General features: G+C 37.8%; 29 protein-coding genes. 10 read left to right on the top strand and 19 right to left on the bottom strand.

Annotated elements, in window-relative coordinates:
* Nucleotides 1-17: 17 nt before the first annotated feature.
* From G530_RS0115970 to secA, 4 genes are all read left to right on the top strand, one after another.
* Nucleotides 18-197, top strand: coding sequence for a hypothetical protein (locus G530_RS0115970; protein ID WP_026935483.1), 180 nt, complete (start codon nt 18-20; stop codon nt 195-197).
* A gap of 169 nt (nt 198-366) precedes the next feature.
* Nucleotides 367-939: a cob(I)yrinic acid a,c-diamide adenosyltransferase gene (locus G530_RS0115965; protein WP_026935482.1), complete on the top strand. Its 573-nt coding sequence runs from the start codon at nt 367-369 to the stop codon at nt 937-939.
* A gap of 152 nt (nt 940-1,091) precedes the next feature.
* Nucleotides 1,092-1,313, top strand: a complete 222-nt coding sequence (locus G530_RS0115960; protein WP_013070580.1) for a DUF2795 domain-containing protein — start codon at nt 1,092-1,094, stop codon at nt 1,311-1,313.
* 89 nt (nt 1,314-1,402) lie between these two features.
* A complete protein-coding gene (secA, locus tag G530_RS0115955; protein WP_026935481.1) occupies nt 1,403-4,762 on the top strand; it encodes a preprotein translocase subunit SecA in 3,360 nt (1,119 codons plus the stop codon).
* A gap of 272 nt (nt 4,763-5,034) precedes the next feature.
* On the opposite strand, the gene G530_RS0115950 is transcribed toward secA, so the two are convergent.
* The 4 genes from G530_RS0115950 to G530_RS0115935 form a co-directional block, all read right to left on the bottom strand.
* Nucleotides 5,035-5,340, bottom strand: coding sequence for a GIY-YIG nuclease family protein (locus G530_RS0115950; protein WP_026935480.1), 306 nt, complete (start codon nt 5,338-5,340; stop codon nt 5,035-5,037).
* A gap of 303 nt (nt 5,341-5,643) precedes the next feature.
* Nucleotides 5,644-5,946 carry a GIY-YIG nuclease family protein gene (locus tag G530_RS0115945; protein WP_026935479.1) on the bottom strand — a complete coding sequence of 101 codons (303 nt, stop codon included), beginning with the start codon at nt 5,944-5,946 and terminating at the stop codon, nt 5,644-5,646.
* Between the two features lie 167 nt (nt 5,947-6,113).
* Nucleotides 6,114-6,509, bottom strand: coding sequence for a hypothetical protein (locus tag G530_RS0115940; protein WP_026935478.1), 396 nt, complete (start codon nt 6,507-6,509; stop codon nt 6,114-6,116).
* Nucleotides 6,493-7,080: an RNA polymerase sigma factor gene (locus G530_RS0115935; protein ID WP_026935477.1), complete on the bottom strand. Its 588-nt coding sequence runs from the start codon at nt 7,078-7,080 to the stop codon at nt 6,493-6,495. Before G530_RS0115935 ends, G530_RS0115940 begins: the two co-directional genes overlap by 17 nt.
* 138 nt (nt 7,081-7,218) lie before the next feature.
* Between G530_RS0115935 and G530_RS0115930 the strand changes: the two genes are divergently transcribed.
* The 3 genes from G530_RS0115930 to G530_RS0115920 all read left to right on the top strand — a co-directional run bounded on the left by G530_RS0115930 (nt 7,219) and on the right by G530_RS0115920 (nt 8,836).
* A complete protein-coding gene (locus tag G530_RS0115930; RefSeq protein ID WP_026935476.1) occupies nt 7,219-7,569 on the top strand; it encodes a DUF6249 domain-containing protein in 351 nt (116 codons plus the stop codon).
* 124 nt (nt 7,570-7,693) lie between these two features.
* Nucleotides 7,694-8,170 carry a DUF4199 domain-containing protein gene (locus G530_RS0115925; protein WP_026935475.1) on the top strand — a complete coding sequence of 159 codons (477 nt, stop codon included), beginning with the start codon at nt 7,694-7,696 and terminating at the stop codon, nt 8,168-8,170.
* A 369-nt stretch (nt 8,171-8,539) separates the two neighbouring features.
* On the top strand, nt 8,540-8,836 hold the full coding sequence (locus tag G530_RS0115920) for a GIY-YIG nuclease family protein (protein ID WP_026935474.1): 297 nt from the start codon (nt 8,540-8,542) through the stop codon (nt 8,834-8,836).
* Between the two features lie 278 nt (nt 8,837-9,114).
* Here G530_RS0115920 and G530_RS0115915 read toward each other — a convergent pair whose 3' ends face one another.
* Genes G530_RS0115915 through G530_RS0115900 form a run of 4 tightly spaced genes read right to left on the bottom strand, consistent with a single transcriptional unit; the run spans nt 9,115 to nt 12,352 of the window.
* Nucleotides 9,115-9,792 carry a peptidoglycan DD-metalloendopeptidase family protein gene (locus G530_RS0115915; RefSeq protein ID WP_026935473.1) on the bottom strand — a complete coding sequence of 226 codons (678 nt, stop codon included), beginning with the start codon at nt 9,790-9,792 and terminating at the stop codon, nt 9,115-9,117.
* Between the two features lie 38 nt (nt 9,793-9,830).
* Complete coding sequence (locus tag G530_RS0115910) at nt 9,831-11,228, bottom strand: hypothetical protein (RefSeq protein ID WP_026935472.1); 1,398 nt, start codon at nt 11,226-11,228, stop codon at nt 9,831-9,833.
* Nucleotides 11,209-11,823, bottom strand: coding sequence for an OST5 family protein (locus G530_RS0115905; RefSeq protein WP_026935471.1), 615 nt, complete (start codon nt 11,821-11,823; stop codon nt 11,209-11,211). The genes G530_RS0115910 and G530_RS0115905 overlap by 20 nt, the downstream gene beginning before the upstream one ends.
* Nucleotides 11,807-12,352, bottom strand: coding sequence for an RNA polymerase sigma factor (locus G530_RS0115900; protein WP_026935470.1), 546 nt, complete (start codon nt 12,350-12,352; stop codon nt 11,807-11,809). The genes G530_RS0115905 and G530_RS0115900 overlap by 17 nt, the downstream gene beginning before the upstream one ends.
* 168 nt (nt 12,353-12,520) lie before the next feature.
* Between G530_RS0115900 and G530_RS0115895 the strand changes: the two genes are divergently transcribed.
* A complete protein-coding gene (locus G530_RS0115895) occupies nt 12,521-13,108 on the top strand; it encodes a DUF2911 domain-containing protein (RefSeq protein ID WP_026935469.1) in 588 nt (195 codons plus the stop codon).
* 11 nt (nt 13,109-13,119) lie between these two features.
* On the opposite strand, the gene G530_RS0115890 is transcribed toward G530_RS0115895, so the two are convergent.
* A complete protein-coding gene (locus G530_RS0115890) occupies nt 13,120-13,545 on the bottom strand; it encodes an organic hydroperoxide resistance protein (protein ID WP_026935468.1) in 426 nt (141 codons plus the stop codon).
* 103 nt (nt 13,546-13,648) lie between these two features.
* Between G530_RS0115890 and meaB the strand changes: the two genes are divergently transcribed.
* Nucleotides 13,649-14,725, top strand: coding sequence for a methylmalonyl Co-A mutase-associated GTPase MeaB (gene meaB, locus G530_RS0115885; RefSeq protein ID WP_026935467.1), 1,077 nt, complete (start codon nt 13,649-13,651; stop codon nt 14,723-14,725).
* Here meaB and G530_RS0115880 read toward each other — a convergent pair.
* From G530_RS0115880 to G530_RS0115860, 5 genes are all read right to left on the bottom strand, one after another.
* The gene (locus G530_RS0115880) at nt 14,708-15,292 is read right to left on the bottom strand and encodes a phosphatase PAP2 family protein (RefSeq protein WP_026935466.1); all 585 of its coding nucleotides are present in this window, start codon (nt 15,290-15,292) and stop codon (nt 14,708-14,710) included. The two genes, meaB and G530_RS0115880, sit on opposite strands and share 18 nt — an antisense overlap.
* Entirely contained in the window at nt 15,293-15,523 is a 231-nt protein-coding gene (locus G530_RS0115875; protein WP_026935465.1) for a hypothetical protein, read from the bottom strand.
* A gap of 10 nt (nt 15,524-15,533) precedes the next feature.
* Nucleotides 15,534-16,895 (bottom strand): MATE family efflux transporter, encoded by a 1,362-nt coding sequence (locus tag G530_RS0115870; RefSeq protein WP_026935464.1) that lies wholly within the window; start codon nt 16,893-16,895, stop codon nt 15,534-15,536.
* 84 nt (nt 16,896-16,979) lie between these two features.
* Nucleotides 16,980-18,401 carry a M20/M25/M40 family metallo-hydrolase gene (locus G530_RS0115865; RefSeq protein ID WP_035716636.1) on the bottom strand — a complete coding sequence of 474 codons (1,422 nt, stop codon included), beginning with the start codon at nt 18,399-18,401 and terminating at the stop codon, nt 16,980-16,982.
* Between the two features lie 58 nt (nt 18,402-18,459).
* On the bottom strand, nt 18,460-19,344 hold the full coding sequence (locus G530_RS0115860) for a PPK2 family polyphosphate kinase (protein ID WP_026935462.1): 885 nt from the start codon (nt 19,342-19,344) through the stop codon (nt 18,460-18,462).
* A gap of 77 nt (nt 19,345-19,421) precedes the next feature.
* Between G530_RS0115860 and G530_RS0115855 the strand changes: the two genes are divergently transcribed.
* Complete coding sequence (locus tag G530_RS0115855; RefSeq protein ID WP_026935461.1) at nt 19,422-20,027, top strand: hypothetical protein; 606 nt, start codon at nt 19,422-19,424, stop codon at nt 20,025-20,027.
* On the opposite strand, the gene G530_RS0115850 is transcribed toward G530_RS0115855, so the two are convergent.
* Genes G530_RS0115850 through G530_RS0115830 form a run of 5 tightly spaced genes read right to left on the bottom strand, consistent with a single transcriptional unit; the run spans nt 20,024 to nt 25,234 of the window.
* On the bottom strand, nt 20,024-21,190 hold the full coding sequence (locus G530_RS0115850; protein ID WP_026935460.1) for a sigma-54-dependent transcriptional regulator: 1,167 nt from the start codon (nt 21,188-21,190) through the stop codon (nt 20,024-20,026). The two genes, G530_RS0115855 and G530_RS0115850, sit on opposite strands and share 4 nt — an antisense overlap.
* Complete coding sequence (locus G530_RS0115845; protein WP_026935459.1) at nt 21,190-22,086, bottom strand: DUF6268 family outer membrane beta-barrel protein; 897 nt, start codon at nt 22,084-22,086, stop codon at nt 21,190-21,192. Before G530_RS0115845 ends, G530_RS0115850 begins: the two co-directional genes overlap by 1 nt.
* Entirely contained in the window at nt 22,079-23,014 is a 936-nt protein-coding gene (locus tag G530_RS17135) for a mechanosensitive ion channel family protein (protein WP_035716635.1), read from the bottom strand. The genes G530_RS0115845 and G530_RS17135 overlap by 8 nt, the downstream gene beginning before the upstream one ends.
* A 2-nt stretch (nt 23,015-23,016) precedes the next feature.
* On the bottom strand, nt 23,017-24,312 hold the full coding sequence (locus G530_RS0115835; protein WP_026935458.1) for an ABC transporter permease: 1,296 nt from the start codon (nt 24,310-24,312) through the stop codon (nt 23,017-23,019).
* On the bottom strand, nt 24,305-25,234 hold the full coding sequence (locus G530_RS0115830; RefSeq protein WP_026935457.1) for an ABC transporter ATP-binding protein: 930 nt from the start codon (nt 25,232-25,234) through the stop codon (nt 24,305-24,307). Before G530_RS0115830 ends, G530_RS0115835 begins: the two co-directional genes overlap by 8 nt.
* Nucleotides 25,235-25,258: the final 24 nt, after the last annotated feature.

Below are 25,258 nucleotides of genomic sequence, written 5' to 3'. Positions count from 1 at the left end.
CATATAAACAAATCATAATGATCGATCTGGACCAGGAAACCTGGATTTATCTTACCATAATCGCTGTATTTCTTGCATATTTTATCTGGAATTCTGGAAGAGCCAGAAAAATTAAAAAGCAACGTAAAAACAGGAACTTTAGAAAAAGGTATCATCAGAGAAAAAAGGAGAACGAATCTGATTCTCTCATAAAATAATTCTTTTTTCTACCCTCCTAATAGGCAGAAATCTTTTCTGGCCTATCTATTCTTTGTAACTTTAGGCTACTAAAAAAATAAATGGAATTAGCTATTAGCAGTTCTCGAAATCGATCGGGATAATTGTTGCAAATTTCAGCTTACCAATAAAAAGAATTAAATACAACAGATGAAAATATATACAAAGACAGGCGATAAAGGCACTACTTCATTGTTTGGTGGTACCCGCGTCCCGAAACATCATATTAGAATTGAAAGCTACGGAACGGTAGATGAACTTAATTCATATATAGGCCTGTTACGAGATCAGGATACCGATAAAAGCACCAGGGAGTTGTTGGTTGAAATCCAGGATCGGCTTTTTACGATCGGGGCAGTTTTAGCCACAGATCCGGAAAAAGAGAAATTAAAGAATGGTAAGGACCGCCTTGATATTCCGAAGATTTCTAATGAAGATGTGGAAAAGCTTGAAAAAGCCATGGATAAAATGAATGAAGAACTACCGGAAATGACGCACTTCATTCTACCAGGAGGCCATCAAAGCGTGTCATTCTGTCACATAGCACGCTGTGTATGCCGCAGGGCCGAAAGACTTTCCAGCGCTTTATATGACATTGAAGCTTTTGACGATAGAGTTCTAATCTATTTAAACCGACTTTCAGACTACCTCTTTGTGCTGGCACGGATGTTGTCTAAACAATTACAAGCTGAAGAAATTCAATGGATCCCAAAAAAATCCTGAATCCTTCTCAATTCTGAAATTATACTTGCGAAATCAGCAAAAAATTCGGTTAATTGTTATGTTCTTATTATTATTGCACAAATAATAGATTTTTTTCTTGGCTATTACGGTAAAAAAATTATTTTTGCCAAAATTTAAAACCCGATTAATCAATGTATTGGACTTTAGAATTAGCATCCTATTTAAGTGATGCCCCATGGCCGGCAACAAAAGATGAGTTAATAGACTACGCAATCAGAACCGGAGCTCCGCTAGAGGTTGTGGAAAATCTTCAGGCTATAGAGGATGAGGGCGACTCTTATGATTCTATTGAAGAGATCTGGCCAGATTATCCAACAGATGATGACTACCTCTGGAATGAGGACGAATATTAAATTGACAACACGCAAAAAATAGGGAAAAGTCTCATTCATGAGGCTTTTTTTTTGCTTAAATTTGAACCCCTTTAAATAAAAAAACCAATATGAGTTTTTTAGATTCTGTATTAAAAGCTTTCGTCGGCGACAAGTCGAAGAAAGATGTTAAAGAAATACAACCCATAGTAAATAAAATCAAGGCTCTTGAGTCTGAATTTGAAGCGCTTAGCATTGATGAACTTAGAGCTAAGACTTCTGAATTCAAAGCAAAGATCGCTGAAGCAACCAAAGAAGTAAAAGAAAAGATAGCTTCTTTAAATATAGAGGCAGATGAAACTGATGATATCACCCGAAAGGAAGATATCTATGCTGAAGTTGATGCTCTAAAAGATAAATCTTACGAGATCTCTGAAGCTGTTCTAAATGAGATCCTTCCAGAGGCCTTCGCTACAGTAAAAGAGACCGCAAAAAGATTCGTAAATAACACTGAACTTAAAGTAAAAGCTTCAACTTTTGACCGTGAGATCTCGGCAGAGAAAGATTATGTTACTTTAGAAGATGATTACGCCATATGGAGTAATTCCTGGGATGCCGCAGGAAAGCCGGTGACCTGGGATATGATACATTATGATGTTCAGTTAATTGGTGGTGTTGCCATGCATCAGGGTAAAATTGCCGAAATGCAAACTGGGGAAGGTAAAACCCTTGTAGCTACCTTGCCTATGTATCTTAATGCACTAACAGGAAATGGGGTTCACCTGGTAACAGTTAACGACTACCTTGCAAAACGTGATAGCGCATGGATGGCACCAATTTTCCAGTTTCATGGTTTAAGTGTAGACTGTATAGATTATCACCGTCCTAATTCTGCGGCACGTAGAAAGGCTTATAATGCCGATATTACTTACGGTACCAACAACGAGTTTGGTTTCGATTACCTTAGGGATAATATGTCTCACGCACCAGATGATCTGGTACAGAGACCGCATAATTATGCCATCGTCGATGAGGTCGATTCTGTACTTATTGATGATGCTCGTACGCCCTTGATCATTTCCGGACCTGTGCCGAAAGGTGATACTCACGAATTTATGGAGCTTAAACCTGCGATAGCAAATATCGTAGAAGTGCAGCGTAAATACCTTGTTAAGGTTCTTGCAGATGCCAAAAAGCTTATTAAAGAAGGTGACACTAAAGAAGGTGGTTTTCAGTTATTGAGAGTTTATCGAGGTTTGCCTAAAAACAAGGCCCTTATTAAATTTCTGAGTGAGGAAGGTGTAAAGCAATTGCTTCAGAAAACCGAAAATCATTACATGCAGGACAACAACCGTGAAATGCCAAAGGTTGATGCCGAATTGTATTTTACTATTGAAGAGAAAAGCAACCAGATAGATCTTACCGATAAAGGGATTGAATTCCTTTCTGGTAAAGATGATCCGGATTTCTTCGTAATGCCTGAAATTGGAATGGAAATTTCCAAGATCGAGAACGAAGGCCTTGAACCTGAACAGGAGGCGGAAAAGAAAGAAGAACTTTTCAGGGAATATAGCGTTAAGAGTGAGCGTATTCACACTTTACGACAATTGCTTAAATCTTATACTCTATTCGAAAAGGATACCGAGTATGTGGTGATGGACAATAAAGTAAAAATTGTCGATGAGCAAACCGGTCGTATCATGGAAGGTCGTCGTTACAGTGACGGACTTCACCAGGCGATTGAGGCAAAGGAAAATGTAAAGATCGAGGATGCTACCCAAACTTTTGCTACAGTAACCCTTCAGAATTACTTCAGAATGTATCGCAAACTATCCGGTATGACGGGTACTGCGGTTACCGAAGCAGGTGAATTCTGGGAGATCTACGAGCTGGATGTTGTAGAAATTCCAACGAACAGACCTATTGCAAGAAATGACAAGGAAGATTTGGTTTATAAGACCAAAAGAGAAAAATATAACGCAGTTATAGATCATGTATCCGACCTTTCCAGCAAGGGAAGACCGGTACTTATTGGTACAACTTCAGTAGAGATCTCAGAATTACTGAGTCGTATGCTGAAACTTAGGAATGTACCTCACAATGTTCTGAATGCGAAAATGCATAAAAAAGAGGCTGATATTGTTGCCGAAGCTGGTGTATCTGGTATTGTAACGATCGCTACGAACATGGCAGGTCGTGGTACCGATATTAAGCTAAGCAAAGAAGTGAAGGAAGCCGGTGGTCTTGCGATCGTTGGTACAGAGCGTCACGACTCCAGACGTGTAGACCGCCAGTTACGTGGTCGTGCAGGTCGTCAGGGAGACCCAGGTAGCTCTCAGTTCTATGTGTCGCTGGAAGACAACCTGATGCGTCTCTTTGGTTCTGAAAGAATCGCTAAACTTATGGACCGTATGGGTCTTGAGGAAGGTGAAGTTATTCAGCACTCGATGATCTCAAAATCTATCGAGAGAGCGCAGAAGAAAGTTGAGGAAAATAACTTTGGTGTTCGTAAGAGGTTGCTGGAGTATGATGATGTGATGAACGCGCAGCGTGAGGTGATCTACAAACGTCGTTACCATGCATTATTCGGAGAAAGACTGCGTGTGGATCTTGCTAATATGATCTTTGATATTTCAGAATCTATTGCAGAAACGAACAAAGCTGCAGATGACTACAAAAATTTTGAATTTGAGCTGATCAGGAATTTCTCTATGAGTTCTCCTGTTTCAGAAGAAGAATTCAAAAAAATGAATGCTCAGAAGCTAGCTGGTGAGGTTTATAAAGCTGCCTATAAGCATTATGATGAGAAAATGTCTCATAATGCTGAGCGTGCCTTCCCGGTTATCAAGCAGGTTCATGAAGATGAGAGAAACAATTTCGAGAGAATCTCAGTTCCATTTACCGATGGCACTAAAACGCTTCAGGTTGTTACAAATCTTCAAAAGGCCTACGAGACAGAAGGTAAGCAACTTATCAAGGATTTCGAAAAGAATATTACTTTGGCTATTATTGATGACGCCTGGAAAACTCACCTAAGAAAAATGGATGAGTTGAAACAGAGTGTTCAGCTGGCCGTGCATGAGCAAAAAGATCCTTTATTGATCTATAAGTTTGAGGCTTTTGAATTATTTAAAGCTATGCTTGAAAATGTGAATCGTGATGTGATGTCTTTCCTTTTCAAAGGAGAAATTCCGTCAAGCGGAGCACCAAGTATTCATGAAGCCCGCCAGACGAAACAAAAAGAAAAAGTAGAAACCACTAAGGAAGATATACCTAATCTTGACGAAAGAGCTGCTCAAAGCAGGGCTGCGGGGAACACTCAGCGCCAGCAACCTGAGATCACGGAAACAATCGTAAGAGACCGACCAAAGATTGGTAGAAACGATAAAGTGACCGTCAAGAATGTGATGAGTGGTGAAAACAAGACCATGAAATTCAAACAGGCTATTCCACTTCTGGACAAAGGAGATTGGGTACTTGTAGATGAATAGACATTAGATATATTATAAAATTAAAAAGTCCTGAAGTTCATAGCTTCAGGACTTTCTTTATTCCGTCTAAATGAAATCATATTAAAACCGTCATGCTGAACTTGATTCAGCATCTTTCGTAAGACCCTGAATCAAGTTCAGGGTGACGTTATTCTCCTAAAATTAAAGCCGATAAATAAATCGGTACTAAACTAAGTATTGATAGTATTGATATAGAGTGTTTTTCTCAAACTAAATGCAGGACTGAGCCTGTCGAAGTCCGATTTGAATGTTCAATCTGGTTTGCCGAACTGAGTATAATTTCTAGAATACTCTTTCAGTTTTTCCCAATCCTTTTTTATAAGAGCCTCCTTCTTTTTTCTGCTCCAACCTTTGATTCGTTTTTCCAGATCTAATGCTAATTTAGGATCTGTAAATTGTTCTATCCACATCAACTTCACTGGTCTTCTTTTATATGTATACGCTTCCGGAAATTCACCCGAATTATGCTGATTCATTCTCTCTCCCAAATCTGAAGTCATCCCTACATAGTAAGAAGCATCACTGCACTTAAGAATATAAACCGTATACAATTTCATAATAATCCGTCAACTAAGCACTTCGACAGGCTCAGTGCTACAAATTCCTCTTTTTTACCATCCTGAACTTAAATAAGCATCACATATAGAGATCTTTAAATAAATTGAGGGTGAGGTTGATCATAAACCGTCATGCTGAACTTGATTCAGCATCTATCATAAGACCCTCAATCAAGTTCAGGGTGAGGTTATTCTCCTAAAATTAATTTAAATAATTAAATCGGTCCTTAGTTAAGTATTGATATAGAGTGTTTTTCTCAAACTAAATGCAGGACTGAGCCTGTCGAAGTCCGGTTTGAATTTTCAATCTGGTTTGCCGAATTGAGTATAATCTCTAGAATACTCTTTAAATTTTTCCCAATCCTCTTTTATTAAAGCTTCTTTCTTTCTTCTGCTCCAACCTTTGATTTGTTTTTCCTGATCTAATGCTAATTTAGGATCTGTAAATTGTTCTATCCACATCTTCACTGGTCTTCTTTTATATGTATACGCTTCCGGAAATTCCCCGGCATTATGCTGATTCATTCTCTCTCCCAAATTAGAAGTCATCTCTACATAGTAAGAAGCATCACTGCACTTAAGAATATAAACGAAATAGAATTTCATAATTATCCGTCAATAATGCACTTCGACAGGCTCAGTGCTACAACTTCCTCTTTTTACCAACCTGAACTTGGTTCAGCATCTATTTCGAGACCCTGAATTAAGTTCAGGGTGACATTAAAAAAAATTTAATCACAATTTGATTATCGTACTAATCTTCGGTTAATTCCTTACAACCTATACTCCCTGTCCATAAACCTTTTCAAAAAAGGAACCTGTAAAAAGAACAGCGCTACAAAGGCAATTGCATATTGCATAGTTCTGGAAAGATTGATCTTAGGCATATCAAAAAGATGCGGAAATTCGAAATCCAGGTAACTGGTAAAACCAGCAAAAGAAATGTCTGAATTCATATAAAATACTCCTATATTGGTAATAGCAAATACTGCCGCTATGGTCCACCAGACAGATTTTGAAATAAGAGGCTTATAAGGTTTGATCTCCGCATTTCTAGCCTCCACCTTCATCATTATTCGACTTTTAAAGTCTCCTGACGGCTTTTCAGTTCCTGCTTCATTCAGCAAGCTTTTCATCAGCCGGTCTTCCTTGTTAAATTGCTTTTCCATTTCTGTCTGATATTTCTGGTTTGATGTAGCTTTCTAATAACGAAAATAGCTTCTTCCTGCTACGATACAATTTAATTTTAATATTGTCTTCTGTAAGATCTGTCACTTTTGAGATCTCTTTCACAGATTGTTCTTCAAAATAAAATAAGGTAATGATCACTGCATCCTCTGCAGGTAATTCTGAAATGCATCTTTTAATAATCCCGGTCCTTTCTTCACTTAGCATGAATTCCAGTCCATTCTCAATATGATTTAAACTATCATCTGTGATCTCTTCATTAATCTCATACGCTCTATGACGTTTATTCATCTTAACCCTGTCTAAACTCTTATGGTAAACGATCCTGTATAACCAGGTGCTAAACTTCGCATCTCCTCTAAATGTTTTCAAAGAATCATAAGCCTTTATAAAACTATCCTGTGCAACCTCTTCAGCTTCCTCACTAACCTTTAAAATCCTGATCGCAATGGTGTACACAAAATTCTGATACCTATCTACCAGCTCTCCAAAGGCGCTGGTATCTCCTTCCAGAGTTTTATCTATTAAATATTGGTCAGAGTTTTTGATCATTATGTACTGTGACGACACTAATCGATGGTCGGTTACAAAAAGTTTCAAAATAAATTTACGCTTTTTTGTAACCGGTCTGGTACTCGTGGCGTCCTAATAGCAAACGAACATTATTTTCACATTAAAAACTAAGAAATCATGGGATCAGAAGTCATTGTATTACCAATCATTTTCGGAACAATTTTCGGAATATTTTATCTATACATTTCCGCTAGGAATCGGGAACGTCTTGCTCTTATAGATAAAGGAGCAGACGCAAGTATTTTTTATAGCAAAAAGAAACATGTAACTCCCATCTGGAAAGTTATTGTTTTAAATCTGGCTTTATTACTTGCTGGAATAGGTATTGGGATTTTTATTGCCAATTTACTCGTAATGAATATGGGTGTAGATGATGAGGTAGCATACCCGGGAACGATTTTTCTTTTAGCAGGTCTGGGATTATTCGCCGGGTTCTTCGCCACAAAAAAATTGAACGAAGACGCATAATCTACTTTTTAGGAATTTCATCACAGGACCGTTTGAAAAACTTTTTCAGACGGTCTTTTTTATTTTTTAATACGCTATAAACTTATTTTGCTAATTTTAACATTCAAACCAATCAATCAAACCAATGAAAAAGTATTCTATTGAAATTAAATGGGGGATCATCTTCAGCCTTGTATCTCTTGTTTGGATGTTCCTGGAAAAAGGCCTGGGATGGCATGATGAGAACATAGCCCAACACGCAATTTATACCAATTTCTTTGCAATAATTGCTATTGCACTGTATGTCCTGGCGTTACTGGATAAACGTAAGAATTATTTTAACGGAACAATGACCTGGACTCAGGGATTCATTTCGGGGATTGTGATAAGCATTGTAGTAGCTATTTTATCACCCCTGGCTCAATATGTAACTCATGAATTTATCACGCCAGATTATTTTGACAATGTGATAGCTTATTCAGTTGAAAGTGGTGCTATGACCCAGGAAGCAGCAGAAGAATATTTTAATCTAACTTCTTATGTAATCCAGTCTTTTTTCTTTGCTCTTGTGGTTGGTGTTGTTACCTCGGCTATAGTTGCATATTTTGTGAAGAAAAAATAAAACATATGAAGTTCGTCATGCTAAACTGGATTCAGTAGTTCAAATGTGAGACCCTGAAATAAATTCAGGGTGACGACTAAAACTAAAATTAAGCTTTTTCAGAATTTAATATAAACTCCTAAGAGATTTCTCAGTCGCTTTGCTTCTTCGAAATGACAAAAGTTTCGTAATCAAGAATCTCATCTTCAACACGTCATGCTGAACTTGTTTCAGCATCTCTACATATAGACCCTGAAATAAATTCAACGTTACCTAAAAATTTTGAAAGATTTAAAAGTAAAACCCAGGAGACTTCTCAGTCGCTTTGCTTCTTCGAAATGACAGTACTTTAATTAATGAGGTCATTTCGACCAACGGGAGAAATCTGATATGCAAGATTATTTTGTTTATATCGTCACTAATGAAAAAAGGTCAGTTCTATATATAGGAATTACAAATAACCTAAACATTCGGCTAGATCAACATTACAGGGATAGCGTCCATTCAAAACTTTCTTTTGCAGGTAAGTACAATTGTTATCATCTCATATATTTCGAAAAGTTCAACAATGCATCTGAAGCTATAATCAGAGAAAAAACGATTAAGAAGTGGAGAAGAGAAAAGAAATTAAATTTGATCGGGGACTTTAATCCTGAGTGGCAGTTTTTAGAAAGAGACATTTTATAAGGTAGATTTCTCAGTCGCTTTGCTTCTTCGAAATGACAGTACTTTTTACACCACTTAGGTCATTTCGACCATCGGGAGAAATCTGATGTGAAAGAATTTTAAATAATATACAGTAAAACTCCTAAGAGATTTCTCAGTCGCTTTGCTTCTTCGAAATGACAAAAGTTTCGTAATCAAGAATCTCATCTTAAACACGTCATGCTGAACTTGTTTCAGCATCTCTACATAAAGACCCTGAAATAAATTCAGGGTGACGTTGAAACCTGACTTAATAATCTTTAAATCTTCAGTAACAAATTAGGATCTGGACAGTTCTTTAAATAATTGTCCAGATCTTCTTTTTTTACCACTCCGGGAAAATCACCCGTAATACCTTTCATATTTTCCATGATCTGAAAATGTAAGTGTGGTGCATAATCACCATTTTCATCAAAATCTCCAAGCTCGGCTATCTTTTCACCCGCTTTCACTTCGTCACCTTCGTTTAGATCTACTAGTGAATTGCGCGAGAGATGTCCATAAAGCGTAAAAAAAGTTCTCCCTTTTTCTAAATGTTCCAGGATGATGGTTGGCCCGTAATCGCCAAAATTATCGTTATCCCTGAAGCTATGGATTGTACCCGACAACGGACTTATAATATCAGAAAAGGCAGGAACCCAGACATCAAGGCCTATATGTATATTACGATTAGCTTCAGTATTATTGAATAATTCGCTCCGGTTGTAAAGGGTGCGTAGTTCATTATATCCTCCATAGGCAGCTTTCGCCTTTCTATTCTTCAGGAACTCCCCTATGAATATGGAAAATGCTTCCGAAGAAGCAACCTCTAATCTTAGTAGATCTCTATTATTTTCTGAAAGATCTATATAAGCGTAATCCTCATTCTTATACTCCCCTCCTATTACCGGCGTGAAGCCTATCGTCAATTCATTAATAAAATCAGAAAAACTTTGCATGTCATTCAGCTTAAGGAGCCAAATGTAATGGCTAAGTTTTAATTTATCAATACATCACTAAAATTTGCTTTTATAGTGATATTAGAATTCCCTTCCCTGGATTTATTGTACCCATTAAGGATCTCATTATCATAAGACTTGGTAGATTTTAATTTCAAACCTGAAGGATGTTTAATTGAACTTTGCATTCCATTAAAATTGAAATTAAAGGCCGTATCTGGTACATTCAGCTCCAGATCACTGTTCTCCAGACTTATATTTAGAGTTTCAAACCCAGAACCAAGATTTTTGATATCAAGTTTTCCGAAGGACCCTGCAAGAACTCCAGTTTTCTGAAGTTCATTGATCACAACGTCACTGGAATTAGATTCCAGTTTGATGCTAACTACTTTATCCAGATTACAATTCTTAACGAAATCAGTAGAAAGCACACCGTAGTCCCAGTATGCTACCTTCACCGGAGTATAAGCCGCTTTTATATTCGTGTTTTTTCCAGAGATTCGGTTAGCTGAAAGCCGACTGTGAGAAAGGTCGGCCTTCAGGTTCTTTATATTACTCCCAAGTTTAAGCTCTCCATGGCGAACATTAAGTTCCAGTTTAGCATCTTTTGGGATCTTAAGTTTAATTGTCTTTTTAGATTTAACTCCTTTTCCATCTTCCATTATAAAGACGCGGTTTTCTCCACTTTCCATCTGAGCTTCAAATTGTTTTCCAAATTGCTCACCCCAGGCTTCCATTTTCTTACCGAACTCTTCACCCCAGGCCTCCATATCTTTTTCAAAATCTTTACCCCAAGCTTCCATCTTTACTTCATATTCTTTCTCCCATTTTTCAGAGTTCTTCTCCATTTTTTCAGCCCATTTCTCCATTTTCACTTCATATTCCTTTCCGAATTTCTTTTCAAAATCTGCTTCCCATTTTTCCAGGTATTTATCGCCATCCTTTTTATAAGCTTCGTAATCGAATTTCATACCCTTCATATCTTCTGCAAAACCAGGAGGAAGCGGGTTTTCAGCAATATTATTCAGAATAGGCCCAACCAGATTTTCCATTAAAGGCCCTAACATATCTGGCAATTCTGATAAAGATCCTTCAAGTGCGGCCATGTCTATATTCAAATCCATGTCCATATTATAGGTGCCACCACCAGATTCAATTCTTACACGATCGTTAGATGATGAAGTTTTGAGCTTCCAGTAGTCGAGTAATTTCTTAGTATTCTCTTTATCACCTGTATCCCCTTCGAGATAAGCTTCTATTTGTACCTCGTTCCTATCCCAGTTTTCGATGATGATATTGGTATGACGGGAATCGAGTTCTACATTCACATTAGCAGAGGTTTTATAGGTTTTACTCAACTTCTTAGTCTGAGCAAAACTACCCGCAGTGATAAAAAGCAGTGATAACATCACATATTTAAGCTTGATAGTTCTCATGTCTATTGTCTTTTGATTGTTCAATTTCGTTTAATTTCGTTTTCAATTTTTTAAGAAGATCCAGTCTCAGCTGTAAGTTCGCGATCATAGCCTCAACAGTTTCTTCATTAATACCGGTATCCTGAATTTCCGCATTCAATGCGATATATTCTTGATTCAGGGTTTCCAGCTTCTTCATAAATGCATCTATAAGTTCTTTGTTCTCTGGGGTCATATCCAGTTTAGCAAGTTGAATATTTACACTTGCCATATAATAGTCTTCTATCTTTTTAAATTCAGGAGAAACATCGCTCAACCTGTATTCATTAATTGGAACATTCGCTTCGTTCACAGGTTCTTCAGTTGGAGTTTCAACTATCTGATTTGTATTCTGAATCGGGTTATCTCCATTATTGAACAGGAAAAATGCACCAATTCCCAGGGCTACAACAATTACAGCAGCTATTTGAAGGAAACTGCTTAAATTCCTTTTCTTGCGCTTAACCGGTAAAGCTTCATTCAATTTAGCTTCAAACCTTTTTTGATGCCCCCTGCTAAGCTTTTCTTTTCCCACATGCTCCTCATTTCGAAACATTTCTCTAATATCCTGTCCCATTGCTTAATGTTTTAAGTTCTTCCTGTAGTTTTTTCTTTCCTCTATGTACTAATGTGCGCGAGGCTACCTGTGTTATATTCAATATTTCACTAATTTCCTCATGATCATAACCTTCTACCAGATAAAGCATCAAAGGATACTTATACTTCTCGGGTAGATTTTCCATTTTTTCTTTAACCTCTTCCACACCAATTCCGTCTTCAACCTGCCAGTTATTCTCATCTTCCTCCGTTCCCAGCGTTTGTTCGTTAATTGCAACCAGTTCCAGTTTCTTAGCTTTCAACTTATCTAAACACTTATTGATGACGATCCTTTTTAACCAGGCCCCGAAGGTAACCTCGCCATTAAATTGATGTAATTTTGCGAATGCCTTAATAAATGCTTCCTGCATTGCATCCTCTGCCTCCATAGAATCTTTCATGAATCTTAAGGCGACATAATACATCCCGTCACAATATTTGTTGTACAGCTTTAGTTGAGCCCTCCGGCTGTTCTGCTTACAAGCTTCTATTAGCTTATGCTGTATCAATTTTTTAGTTTTTGATGGGTTAGTTCACTTTAAAGACGAAACGAAAAGTCTCGCGTTGCAGAAATTCCGAAAAAAATTTCAGATTCAATACATATTCATACATTTAATGACAATAATCGGCTGATCATTTCGTTCTGGCCGGGTATTTGAAAAGCTAATTCAAAAAACATGAGCCGAAATACAAAGCTTATACTGAAAATTGGTGGAGCCATAATCTTTATTGGTCTGCTGGTAGGTTTTGTCTTAAGATATACTACAAAAGCTCACAGTCCTGAAGATACTTTAACCTACCAGAAAAAGGGATTGGAACTTGAAGTTTTTTATAATCGTCCCTATAAAAAGGAGCGCGAAATATTCGGGAATCTTGTCCCTTATAATGAAGTGTGGAGAACGGGAGCCAACGAAGCAACAACTTTTGAAACCAATAAGGATATACTCGTTGATGGCAGTGAATTAAAAGCGGGAAAATACACATTGTGGACGATACCAATGGCAGATAGCTGGAAAGTTATTTTCAATTCTAAAATGTATCCGTGGGGAATAAACCTGGATGAAGAAGCTTACCGTGATCCCCGGTTTGATTCTCTGGTACTGGAAAGACCAGTAGAGGAAATTGATACAAGCCTGGAACAATTCACCATTCTATTTGAGGAAAAAGGTGAATTTGTAAGTATGATACTCGCCTGGGATAACACCAGTGTTAGAGTACCTATAAAAAAAGAAGAGGCGCAAATTAGCACCTCTCCAGATCAATAATTTGAATAAAATTACTCGTCTAGAAGTAAGTTTAAAGTAACGTCTATATTGTCTCTTGTTGCCCTTGAATAAGGACAGATCTCGTGAGCTTCGTTTACCAGTTTCTCACCAGTCTCTACATCTACTCCTGGAATATATGAATCCAGGGTTACTGAAAGTTGAAGGTTACCAGATTCGGTTTGCCCAAGCTTAACTACCGCAGTAACGCTATAATCTCCAAGGTCTACTTTATGCTTTTTAGCAACAACTTCTAAAGCACTTCCATAACATGAAGAGTAACCAGCCCCGAAGAGTTGCTCAGGATTGGAGTAATCTCCACCTTCACCGCCCATACTCTTAGGCATTTTAAGTTCCATATCTATTATACCATCTTCACTACGTGTGCGACCGTTACGACCACCATGTGTAGTTACTTTAGTTTTATATAAATTCTTCATTGCGTAAAATAATTTAAGTAATTTAGTTTGTTTCAATATACCAAGCATTTAATGATGCCTGAAACAGCAATTCATAAATTTGTCATAAATATTCCACCCTATTTTGAGTAAAGAACAGCAAAAATCGGCCTTGAGCGAGTCTGAAAGTAAACCTACTTCAGGTAATGTAAATCCGGAATCTGCTAAAAAGATCAGGAATTTCAGAAAGAATAGATCCTCTGAGCAGGATCTACTGAAAGACCTGCTAAAGGGTAATAAAACAGCTTTAGGAAGAGGAATCACATTAGTAGAAAGCAATCAAAAATCTCATCAAAAACAGGCTGAATTTCTAATTGAAGGTGCTTTACCGCACGCGCATAAGTCTATTAGAATAGGGATAACAGGAGTGCCGGGCGTTGGAAAAAGTACTTTTATAGAAAGTTTTGGATCCTACCTTATAGACAAGGGTAAAAAGGTGGCTGTACTTGCCGTAGACCCTAGTAGTTCTGTTTCTCACGGAAGTATACTGGGAGACAAGACCAGAATGGAAAACCTGGTTACCAGGCAAAATGCATTTATCAGGCCTTCACCTAGCGGAGACTCTTTGGGTGGTGTTGCAAGAAAGACCAGGGAGAGCATTCTGCTTTGCGAAGCTGCCGGATTTGATGTGATCCTTATCGAAACTGTTGGTGTGGGCCAAAGTGAGACCACGGTGCATAGTATGACCGATTTTTTTCTATTATTAAAACTAGCCGGAGCCGGAGATGAACTACAGGGTATTAAACGTGGAATTGTTGAAATGGCAGATGCCATTGTGATCAATAAAGCCGATGGTGATAATCAAAAACCTGCCCGGGAGGCAAAACTTGAATTCAATAGAGCCCTACATTTATATCCTCCAAAAGAAAGTGAGTGGAAGCCCGAGGTAAAACTCTGCAGCGCACTTTATAATGAAGGTGTTTCTGATATCTGGCAGATGATCTCCACGTTTAAAAAGAAGGTAGACGAAAATGGATATTTTCAACATAATAGGCTGGAGCAGAACAAATTCTGGATGTATCAAACTATCAATGACTACTTGAAAAGCAGGTTTTATGAGGATCCTAAGATCAAAACTGCTTTAAATGAGCAGCTTGATTTGATCGAAAATAATAAGACTACCGCCTTCGCTGCTGCGAAGCATTTACTGAGCCTGGCCTAGGTCTTTCTTCAGGATTTTCTCTGTGAGATACTTTCTAAGTAAATGAAACAGGTATCCAAAAATTGCACCTATAAATATTCCAGTGATCACATCTCCTGGGTAATGCACTCCAAGGTATATTCTGCTATAAGAGACTACTACCGCCCAAATTAGTAGAAATACGAAAAGTTTGGGATAATGCTTTTTAAATAACAAGCTCAGGAATACTGCAACTCCTGTTGAGTTGGCAGCATGAGCTGAGAAATAACCAAATCTACCACATCTTTCAGCTACGAACCTGGCATATTCCATAACTCCTTCCTGCCGGCATGGCCTTGGTCTTTCAAAACCGTGCTTGAATAAATTTGCAAGCTGATCTGTTGCTGTGATCAATAAAGTCACCACTACCATGGTGATCAAAGTTGGTTTCCATCCAAATTTTCTGAATATCAGATAGAGCAATAATGCATAAAGTGGGATGGCCATCCATTTATCGCTTATTGCGACCCATAACCAGTCCCATGGCTCTGAACCAAGATTATTCAGAAATAAAAAAAGTTCCCTGTCTAATTCGGCTAATTTTTCCATTTAGTCGTCTTCGTATCGGTTTACCTCACGATCGTAAAACTCACTCGCCTGAATGATCAAACCTTCAGTCTCGCTGGATAATTCTTTCTCGTCTTCTTTATCGAAATCTTCGAGCCACTCTACCTCATCATCTTTCAGGTCAATAATAAAACGAGGGAATTCTGTATGAATCACGAAAATAGATTCCGGAAAATCTGTATTATCGCCTAGTATAAACTTTGGAAGTTCCATATATATGTTATTATGCTATTAATGTTTCTTTGGTTCGAATTAGTTTTCTGGTCAAATAATTAAAACGGAAATATAGTAATATTGCAGAGGATGTCAAGCCTGCCAGTAAACCAAGCCATATACCCATACTTCCCAATCTTTCTGCCTGTCCAAAATAGTAACTTACCGGGAAACCAATGATCCAGTAAGCAATGAAACAGATCACCGTAGGGATCTTAACATCCTGTAAACCTCTTAATGCGCCAAGTATCACTACCTGCATTCCGTCACTTAGTTGAAATATCGCTGCAATGATCAATAGCTGCGCGGCCAGGCTTACTACCTCAAAATTGTCTATATAAAACGCTGGCAAAATATCTTTTAGCAAAATAAACAATAGAGCAAAAACAGCCATTATAAGAAAGACCAGTAAAAAGATCGAAAAACTTATTCTTCTTAACTCTCTATAGGCTCTTAATCCCACCTGATTTCCTACTCTAATGGTTGCAGTAACACCAAGACCAACCGCGATCATAAAGGTCATGGAGGCGAGGTTTAAGGCTATTTGATTCGCTGCCTGCGGATTCGTCCCTAGATTTCCGGCTAAAAATACGGTTGCCGTAAAAATGGCCACTTCAAAAAGCATTTGTAAAGCAGTTGGAAAACCAAGTGATAGGATTCGCTTAAAAATTGACCATTTCAGCATTTCCTTTTTAGACCATTTGAAATATTCCACAAATTTGGATTTCCTTCTTAAGATCTCCCAAATGAACCATAGCATAAAGAATCTGGAGATCAAAGTTCCCCAGGCGGCTCCTTCAAGTTCCAGTCTTGGAAAAACCCATATCCCGTAGATGAGTAAATAATTGAATACTACATTTACAATATTTGCCAGTAAGGTTGCATACATGGCGTAGCGAGTTTGAGACAGCCCATCTGCGAATTGCTTAAATGCCTGAAATGCCATTAAGGGTAACATAGAAAGAGCAACAATATTAAGATAGGGAACAGCTAGTTCAACCACCTCAGCCGGCTGATCCAAATAATACAGAAGCGGTTTCGCAATTAATAACAAAATGAACAGCAACAATCCATTAATAGTGCTTAGAATAAGCCCATGATGAAAGTAACTTCTCCCGCCCTCAAGATCATCGGCACCATCGGCTTCAGCAATTAATGGAGTGATAGCGAATGAGAAACCTATTCCCATAGACATGGCGATAAACACCAAAGCATTACCCAGAGAAACTGCGGCAAGAGGAGCAGCTCCTAACTGCCCAATCATTAAATTATCTACCAATCCTACCATGACATGACCCAACTGGCCAAGCATTACAGGATATGCGATATTAAGATTTTTTCCGAATTCTTTGGTATATGCCGAAAATTGCAAAACTAAATTTTAAGTCTGCAAAGGTAGCCTCTTTAGATTTCTTTGAAAGCGATAAACTATAAATTCTTTAAGAGATGAAATAGTCTAGTCGGGCATCTCTACCGTTTCATTATTGATATTATCCAGACCGTACTTATCTACCAGATATATCAGGGAAGTCATCGTGGCAGCACCTAATTCAAGTTCCCTTTTATTCACCTTGTCAAACGTATCATTAGCCGCATGATGATAATCAAAGTATCGCTGAGAATCTGGTCTTAAACCGGCAAGAACCATGTTTCCACCTTTTAAAGGATTAATATCTGCTCCACCACCGCCTCTTTCAAAATAATGGATCAGGTAAGGCTTAAAAAGCCTTTTCCAGGACAGGATCTTTTTAAATTGAGTATCATTTGCTGTTATGCCAAAACCTCTTGGTGTAAATCCACCGGCATCACTTTCTAAAGCAAATACATGGTCTTCAGATTTTAACTTAGCAACTTCAGCATATTTGTTACCTCCTCTTAGTCCATTTTCCTCATTCATAAAAAGTACTACTCTAATACTTCTTTTAGGTTCATACCCCGTTTCCTTTAATAATCTTAATACTTCCATAGACTGAACCACACCTGCTCCGTCATCATGAGACCCATCTCCTAGATCCCAGGAATCGAGATGACCTCCTACGATCATGATCTCATTAGGGTATTTTGAACCAGTGATCTCTCCAATCACATTATAAGACTGAACATCCTCGTGTATTTCACAACTCATTTTAAAATATAGATCCAGGTCATTTTGAATCTTCAACATTCCACTTAGATATTGAGCATCGTTAGTTGATACTGCTGCTGCTGGAATTCTTTGATCATTTGGTAAATCTCCATAGCTCATCGCACCAGTGTGAGGTAAATCGTCCATTCTTAAATTCATTGACCTCACGATCACGCCTACTGCACCGTATTTTGCTGCTTCTTCGGCACCAGAATATCTCTGATCAACGCAGCCACCATAAGCTTCAAAAGTCTGGATATGATCCGCACGCATTGGCCTGTTATAAAAAACGATCTTTCCTTCAATATTCTCACGTCCATATTCCTTTAGCTGTTCAATCCCCTGAACCTCGATCACTTTGGCTTTTGTACCTCCGGCAGATGTCGCGATAGATCCACCTAAAGCCGTGATGTTTAAATTTCTTGTTTCTCCTGGAGCAGTTTGTACATAAGCAAATTCTCTTTCTCCACGAGTCCATTTAGGAACCATGACCGGTTGCAACCAAACCTTATCCAGTCCTAGATTTTCCAATTCTGCCTTTGTATATTCCACGGCCTGTTCAGCTCCATGGGATCCTGAAAGTCGACCACCAATTTCATTTGATAAATGATCTAACCAGGCATAGCTTTTACCATTTAGTAAAGACATGTCATAGATCTTTCTAATATTTAGAGAATCGTCAATTGAATTGGTTTGTGCAGAAATAGATATTCCAGAAAAAAGCAGAATAATGGCTATAAAAAATGATCTCATTAAAATTTCTTTTTGCTGCTAAATAACAGGTTTTTTTTTAGTTATGCGAATTAGATTTTTAATTCTTCTCCTGCTTTAGTTGCTCTCTATATTCGGCAATATTCTTTTTGATGGCAGGATCTAATTCAGGCTCTTTCACTTCCTTATATTTAGTCAACTCTTCAAATAATATAGTAGCCACCAAATGCCTGGCTGTATCTTTATCGTCTGCCGGGATTATATACCATGGAGCTTTGTTGGTAGAAGTTTTATTGATGGCTTCCTGGTAGCATTTTTGATATTCACCCCAAAGTTTTCTCTCCTTTAGATCACCTGGCGAGAACTTCCAGTTCTTACTTGGTTTATCAAGCCGTCGTAATAATCGTTGTCGCTGTTCTTCTTTTGAAAGATGAAGAAAGAATTTAAAAATGATCATTCCGTTATCGGCAATATGATCTTCAAATTCTCGTATATTCTCAAATCGCTGTTTCCAGAAATTTTCATCTACATCCTCTACCTTATCTATTCCCGGTAGATTTTCATTTAACAAATATTCAGGATGAACCCGGGTAACCAGAACATTTTCATAATGAGTTCGATTAAATACTCCAAATTTACCCCGCTCTGGCAAGGCTATATAGTGTCTCCATAAAAAGTCATGTTTCAATTCCTTTTCAGAGGGAACCTTGAAACTGTGCACAACTACTCCCCTACTATTAAAGTCTTTAAAAACTTCCCGAATAAGACTGTCTTTCCCTGCCGTATCCATACCCTGAAGACAGATCAAAACTGCATATTTCCCGAAGGCATACAATGTATCCTGCCAGTCACCAAGGTCCTTTCTTACCTCCTTCATCTTATCCTTGATCTCATCTTCAGATGCCTCAAGGTCTATTCTGGTTTTAGCTTTGGAGAGTTCAATTCTGGAAGTGACTTTAAATTGTGAGAGATCTATTTGCTTCATGATTTGATTTTCTAACACTAAATATACAATCTTTATAAAAGTTAATTTTTTTTATCTTCGCGATAAATACAATCAGCTTGGACAAACTAGAGAAAAAAGATATCGTCGATAAGGTAACAACGCTTCTAAAGGAGATTCCGTCTTCTATGGATATTGTAAAAAAAGGAGGGAATCGCGACGCCAGGTTTAGATATCTTGCTAATCATATGGTGGACAAGGCTATTGAAAAAGATGCGCTTATCGTCTCTGAAAATGGCCAGGGAATTGCCATTTTATTCAAAACCAGTAAGAAAGACGATAATATCTGGAAGGATCTCTGGGCTCAGCTTAAACTCGTAGCAAATGTTACCGGGATCAAGAATGCTCTTGACATCTTGAAAACTCAGAAATATATTAAGAATCAACGCCCACAGGAAGGTGAATACTTATACTGCTGGTTCTGGGGAATTCTTAAGGAATATCGCGGTGCAGATACGCAGGTAGGAAAAGAAATGAAAGATGTTTTCTTTAGAACTGCACATGACACCGGGCTGGAACTATATGCAGAAACCCGCGGTAGAACGAATGCTGTCGTTTACCAACGGGTTGGTTTTGAACTTTTCCACGAATGGGATCATCCTAGTGGTGACACTATGTATTTTTTAAAGTATGATCCTAAAAACCCTAGAAATTACAGGCCTTAAAATCTGCTTCCGAAGAGTTTTACATCATCTTCAGTGATTTCTTTACCTCCAAGTATGAAAAGGCGTTCCACTACATTTCGTAGTTCACGAACATTACCTCTCCATTCGCTTTCTTTAAGTACGTTTATTGCGTCCTGGGTGAACTCCTTTTTATTTGTACCCTGTTCACTGGCAATCTTTTCACTGAAATAATCTACGAGTAACGGAATATCATCTTTCCTATCTTTCAATGCAGGAACCTCTATAAGAATAACTGCCAACCTGTGGTAAAGGTCTTCTCTGAAGTTATTTTCTTCAATCTCCTTTTTGAGATTCTTATTGGTAGCAGCTACTACTCTAACATCCACTTTTATATCCTTATCACTACCAACCCTGGATATCTTGTTTTCCTGAAGAGCGCGCAGCACTTTTGCCTGTGCAGAAAGACTCATATCTCCAATTTCGTCAAGGAAGATCGTACCCTTATTGGCAGCTTCAAATTTCCCGGCTCTATCTTTGTTGGCTGAAGTAAAGGCGCCCTTTACATGACCAAATAATTCACTCTCAATCAATTCTGAAGGGATTGCAGCACAGTTTACTTCAATCATTGGCCCTTTAGACCTGTCACTCTTTTGATGTAACCAGTGGGCTACTAACTCCTTTCCCGTACCGTTTGGGCCAGTAATTAACACACGGGCATCTGTATGAGCTACTTTTTCTATCATATCCTTGATAGTATGGATAGCTTCAGATTCACCGATCATCTCGTAATTCTTACCTACTTTCTTCTTCAGCCTGGTATTTTCTACCACTAACTCTTTACGATCTAAAGCGTTTCTAACTGTATTAAGTAGCCTGTTTAGATCTGGTGGTTTTGAGATATAATCAAAGGCGCCAATTTTCATAGTGTTCACGGCTGTATCAAGATCACCATGACCTGAGATCATTACCACGGGGATTTCCGGTTTTATCTTCTTAACCGCCTCCAATACCTCAACACCGTCCATTTTCGGCATTTTGATATCACAAAGGATGAGGTCAAAATCTTCGTTTTTCACCAGTTCCATTCCGGCGAGACCATCTTCGGCTTCGGTTACTTCATAATCCTTACTTTCTTCTGAAAGTATTTTATTTAGCACTCTCCTTATGGAGGCCTCGTCTTCTATCAATAATATTTTTGCCATTAGAATATTGTAAATTTTAATCCGCTTCTACCGTAAAACGTATTGGTTTCATTTATTTTATAAACATCATCCTGATTTCTGTCTCTTAGCCTGATATCATTTCTAATCGTGTGCCCACCGTACACATAGAATTTTAAGTGATCTGTAATACTATACTCGTAGCCTATACCACTTAATACTATTGTCATTGAGATATTATCTACGATATTATCATTCCTGGTATTAGACGGAGTGGCATCAAAATTATTCTGAACATTGGCAAAAAAACCATCCAGAGTTACAAAGAGCTGAAATTCATGTTTATCGTTAAGGTAATATTTTAAATTAGATTTCGGTGTTCCTACAGCATAAGACCATTTTTCATCCCATCTTTTGTAATAATTTATAATAGGTAAAGGAAAAGGAAATCCAGTGGTAGTGGAATATTGCAATCCAAGGATTAGTCGCCAGGCATCATCATTAACCTCATCCTCCTTCGATTTTATAAAAATTACAGATCCTGTATATATAAGATCATCATTATCTATATAGCCTTCAGAAAAATTCGATGCGATCTTCACGCCACCATTGGTAGCAAACCTCCAGTCGTTTCCGAACTTAAAAGTATAACCCAGCGTAGCTGTGAACGATTGGAATCTATCGAGATCACTAGTATCAAAAGCTTCGGGATCTTCATATTTAAAATGAACATTCCTGTATTCTAAACTTGGAACCAGGTAAGACCCTTCTTTTTTCAACCTTACGGGAAGCGCTGCGAAAGCCCTTAATCTTCTAAATGAATTATCTGAATTTTTCTGAGGAAAATATGTGTACTCTAACCTGGCCAGGTCTGTAGACTGGGCAGCGGTACTCCACCCAATAAATGTTAACAGGCCAAGGATTATAAGATTACGCATTATCTTCATTTTCAAAATCGTCTGAATTCTGAGCATTATTAGGATAGAACATATGTACATCTCTTTGTGGGAAAGGAATAGTAATATTGTTCAACCTGAATTTATTATTGATCTTAAACCTTAGTTCACTTTTCACCTTAGGATCCACAAAACTGTCTGACACATAAAAATGAAGACCAAAAAGCAATGCCGAATCACCAAAATCTTCAAATAATACAAATGGTTCAGGTTTTTTAAGAATTCCTTTCTGTTCCCTTGCGCATTCTAACAGCACCTCCCTTACTCTTTCTACATCGCTCCCATAAGAAACTCCAACCTTAACCACTTCTCGCGTAGTTTTATGATTCTGAGTATAATTAAAAACGGTATCGCTTATGAATTTATGATTAGGAATAATCATTACTTTATCATCCCTGGTCAACGCACGAGTTGTTCTTAATTTTATTTCAAATACTCTAGCTACCCGACCATCCATTTCTATAACGTCACCCACTAGTAGTGATTTATCAAGAATAATAAATATGCCACCAATTACATCCTGGAAGAGTTCCTGTAATGCTAATCCAAGACCTACGAATAGTGCCGCAGAAGCGGTTAATAAAATAGTAACATCTACGCCGGTAGAACTTAAGGTGATAAGGATCACTACCACATAGACGAAGTATTTGATGAATTTAAAGACACTAATGAATTTCATTTTGTCTTCTTCCATCAGTTTTGAAGTGATAAAAGATCTAACGATCCTAAGTACTACACTTGTTACTAAAAAGGCCAGTACAATGATAACAATGAGACCAACTGTTATTTTTATTTCTTCACTACCTATGTTGTAACTAAATCCAGCATTCCAAATATCTTGAATTAGCCCCCAAATGTCCTGCTCAATTACCTCTGTAACTTTCTCTTTAGTTGATTGATCGTCCTGCATTCCTAATATTTAAGCCATTTATACAGTTCTTTATAAGTTGGTTTCTTACCATACATCAAAATTCCGACTCTATAGATCTTTGCCGATAACCATAATACTCCAAAATTAGTAGCTATTAATACGCTTATTGAAATAGCGATCTCCCACCATGGCACTCCAAACGGAATACGCATTAACATTACAATTGGCGAAGTAAGGGGAATAATTGAGAATATAGTCGATACAGTACCATGTGGATTTTCGACTACCGAAAAGAATCCTACATAAATTCCTAAAATCAAGGGTAAGATAATAGGAAACATAAATTGCTGGGTATCTGTTTCACTATCTACGGCAGCACCAATTGCCGCGTAAATGGCGCTATAAAGAAAATATCCGCCTATAAAGTAAATTAAAAAGAACCCAAGTAAACTTCCATAAGGTAATTTAAGAATATCAATTACCAGTTGATTAATTTCGGGTTGTGCGGCACCGTTAATAGCAGACGAAGCCGGTGTTTGAACATTCGTAGGATCTATACCTAAAAATGAAGAGACCCCAATTAGAAGTACTGTTCCCAGGATCACCCATACAGTAAACTGGGTAATACCAGCCAGTGAAGTTCCAAGCACCTTACCTAATAATAATTGAAAAGGTTTAACTGAAGAAACGATAATCTCAATGATCCTGTTTGTTTTTTCTTCGATTACACTTCGCATCACCATATTACCATAAATAATAATAAACATCATAAGAAGATAACCGGCTGCACCCCCAAAAAACATCTTGATATAATTAGACATTTTTGAACTCTGTTCCCCGGCGAAATTCTGAATGGCGACACTCACATCTGCTCTCGCTTTATCAATTTCTGAGACATCAATACCTTTAGCTATAAGCTGCTCCCGGGTTAATTTATCTGAAATGGTTTTTTCAATGTTTTCTATAGTTCCAAAGCCTGGCGTATCCTTTCCAAAGAACTCCACATCTGGTTTTCCAAATTGAGAATTTATTTCTGATATATGAATAAGACCGAAATACTCATTCTCTAATACTTCCTGCCTGGCAGATACTAATGATTTATCTGAATAATCCAGATATTGAACCTGCTCCCCATCTTTAAATTCTGCGGCGAACATTCCGCTTTCGTCATGTATACCTATGATCTTTTGCTCCGTACTGTTGAGCATGCTCAAATAAGCAATCAAAAGGATCATCCCAACGAAAATAAGCGGGCTCAAAAAGGTCATGACTATAAAAGTCTTGTTTCTAACCCTTGCCAGGTATTCTCTGTTTATTATTAGCCGGAGGTTACGCATTTTGAGTGACTGTTTTTATAAAAATATCGTTTACTGAAGGGATCACCTCTACAAAATGGTTGATCCTAGCCCTGGACAGCAGAAATTGTATCAGGTCGTTCGAGTCTTCATTTTCCCTCAATTTTATCGTTAGCTTAAGGTCTTCCTGAATGCTTTTGAACCTGGCGGGTCCGGTTTGAAACTTATCTTCCAATTCATTCAATAGGGCCAATTCATCTGCAGCATTTATTCCTACTTCATAGGTATTGGACTTATATTCCTTTTTGATCTCAGAAACTTTTCCATCCAGCAATTTATTCGACTTATGAATAAGAGCAATATAATCACATAATTCCTCTACACTTTCCATTCTGTGCGTCGAAAATAATATGGTTGCACCTTCATCTCTTAACTGAAGGATTTCATCTTTGATTAGATTGGCATTTACCGGATCAAATCCGCTAAAAGGTTCATCAAATATTAAAAGTTTAGGCCGGTGTAAAACGGTAATGACAAATTGTACCTTTTGAGCCATACCTTTAGAAAGTTCCTGGATCTTTTTATCCCACCATTCCTCTATATCCAATCTTTTGAACCAGTAACTTAATCGTTCTTTAGCTTCCGCCTTAGTTAATCCCTTAAGCCTGGCCAGGTATAAAGCCTGCTCACCAACTTTCATGGACTTATATAAGCCTCTTTCTTCAGGCAGATATCCAATATGAGCAATATCATTTGGGTGCAGCGGTTTACCATCAAGATAAACCGTACCCTCATCTGGCATGGTAATTTGATTAATTATACGAAGAAGTGTGGTCTTCCCGGCTCCATTGGGGCCTAGAAGTCCAAAAATACTTTCTTTGGGAATATTTATTGAGACATTGTTGAGTGCAGTAAAATTTCCGAAGCGCTTGTAGATATTCTCCGCAACCAAAAGATTTTCCATATAGTCATTTGAGAAGTGTTAAAG

This window comes from Christiangramia echinicola DSM 19838 (assembly GCF_000423065.1).
GTDB lineage: Bacteria > Bacteroidota > Bacteroidia > Flavobacteriales > Flavobacteriaceae > Christiangramia > Christiangramia echinicola.
This window is presented reverse-complemented; position numbering and strand designations above follow the sequence as displayed.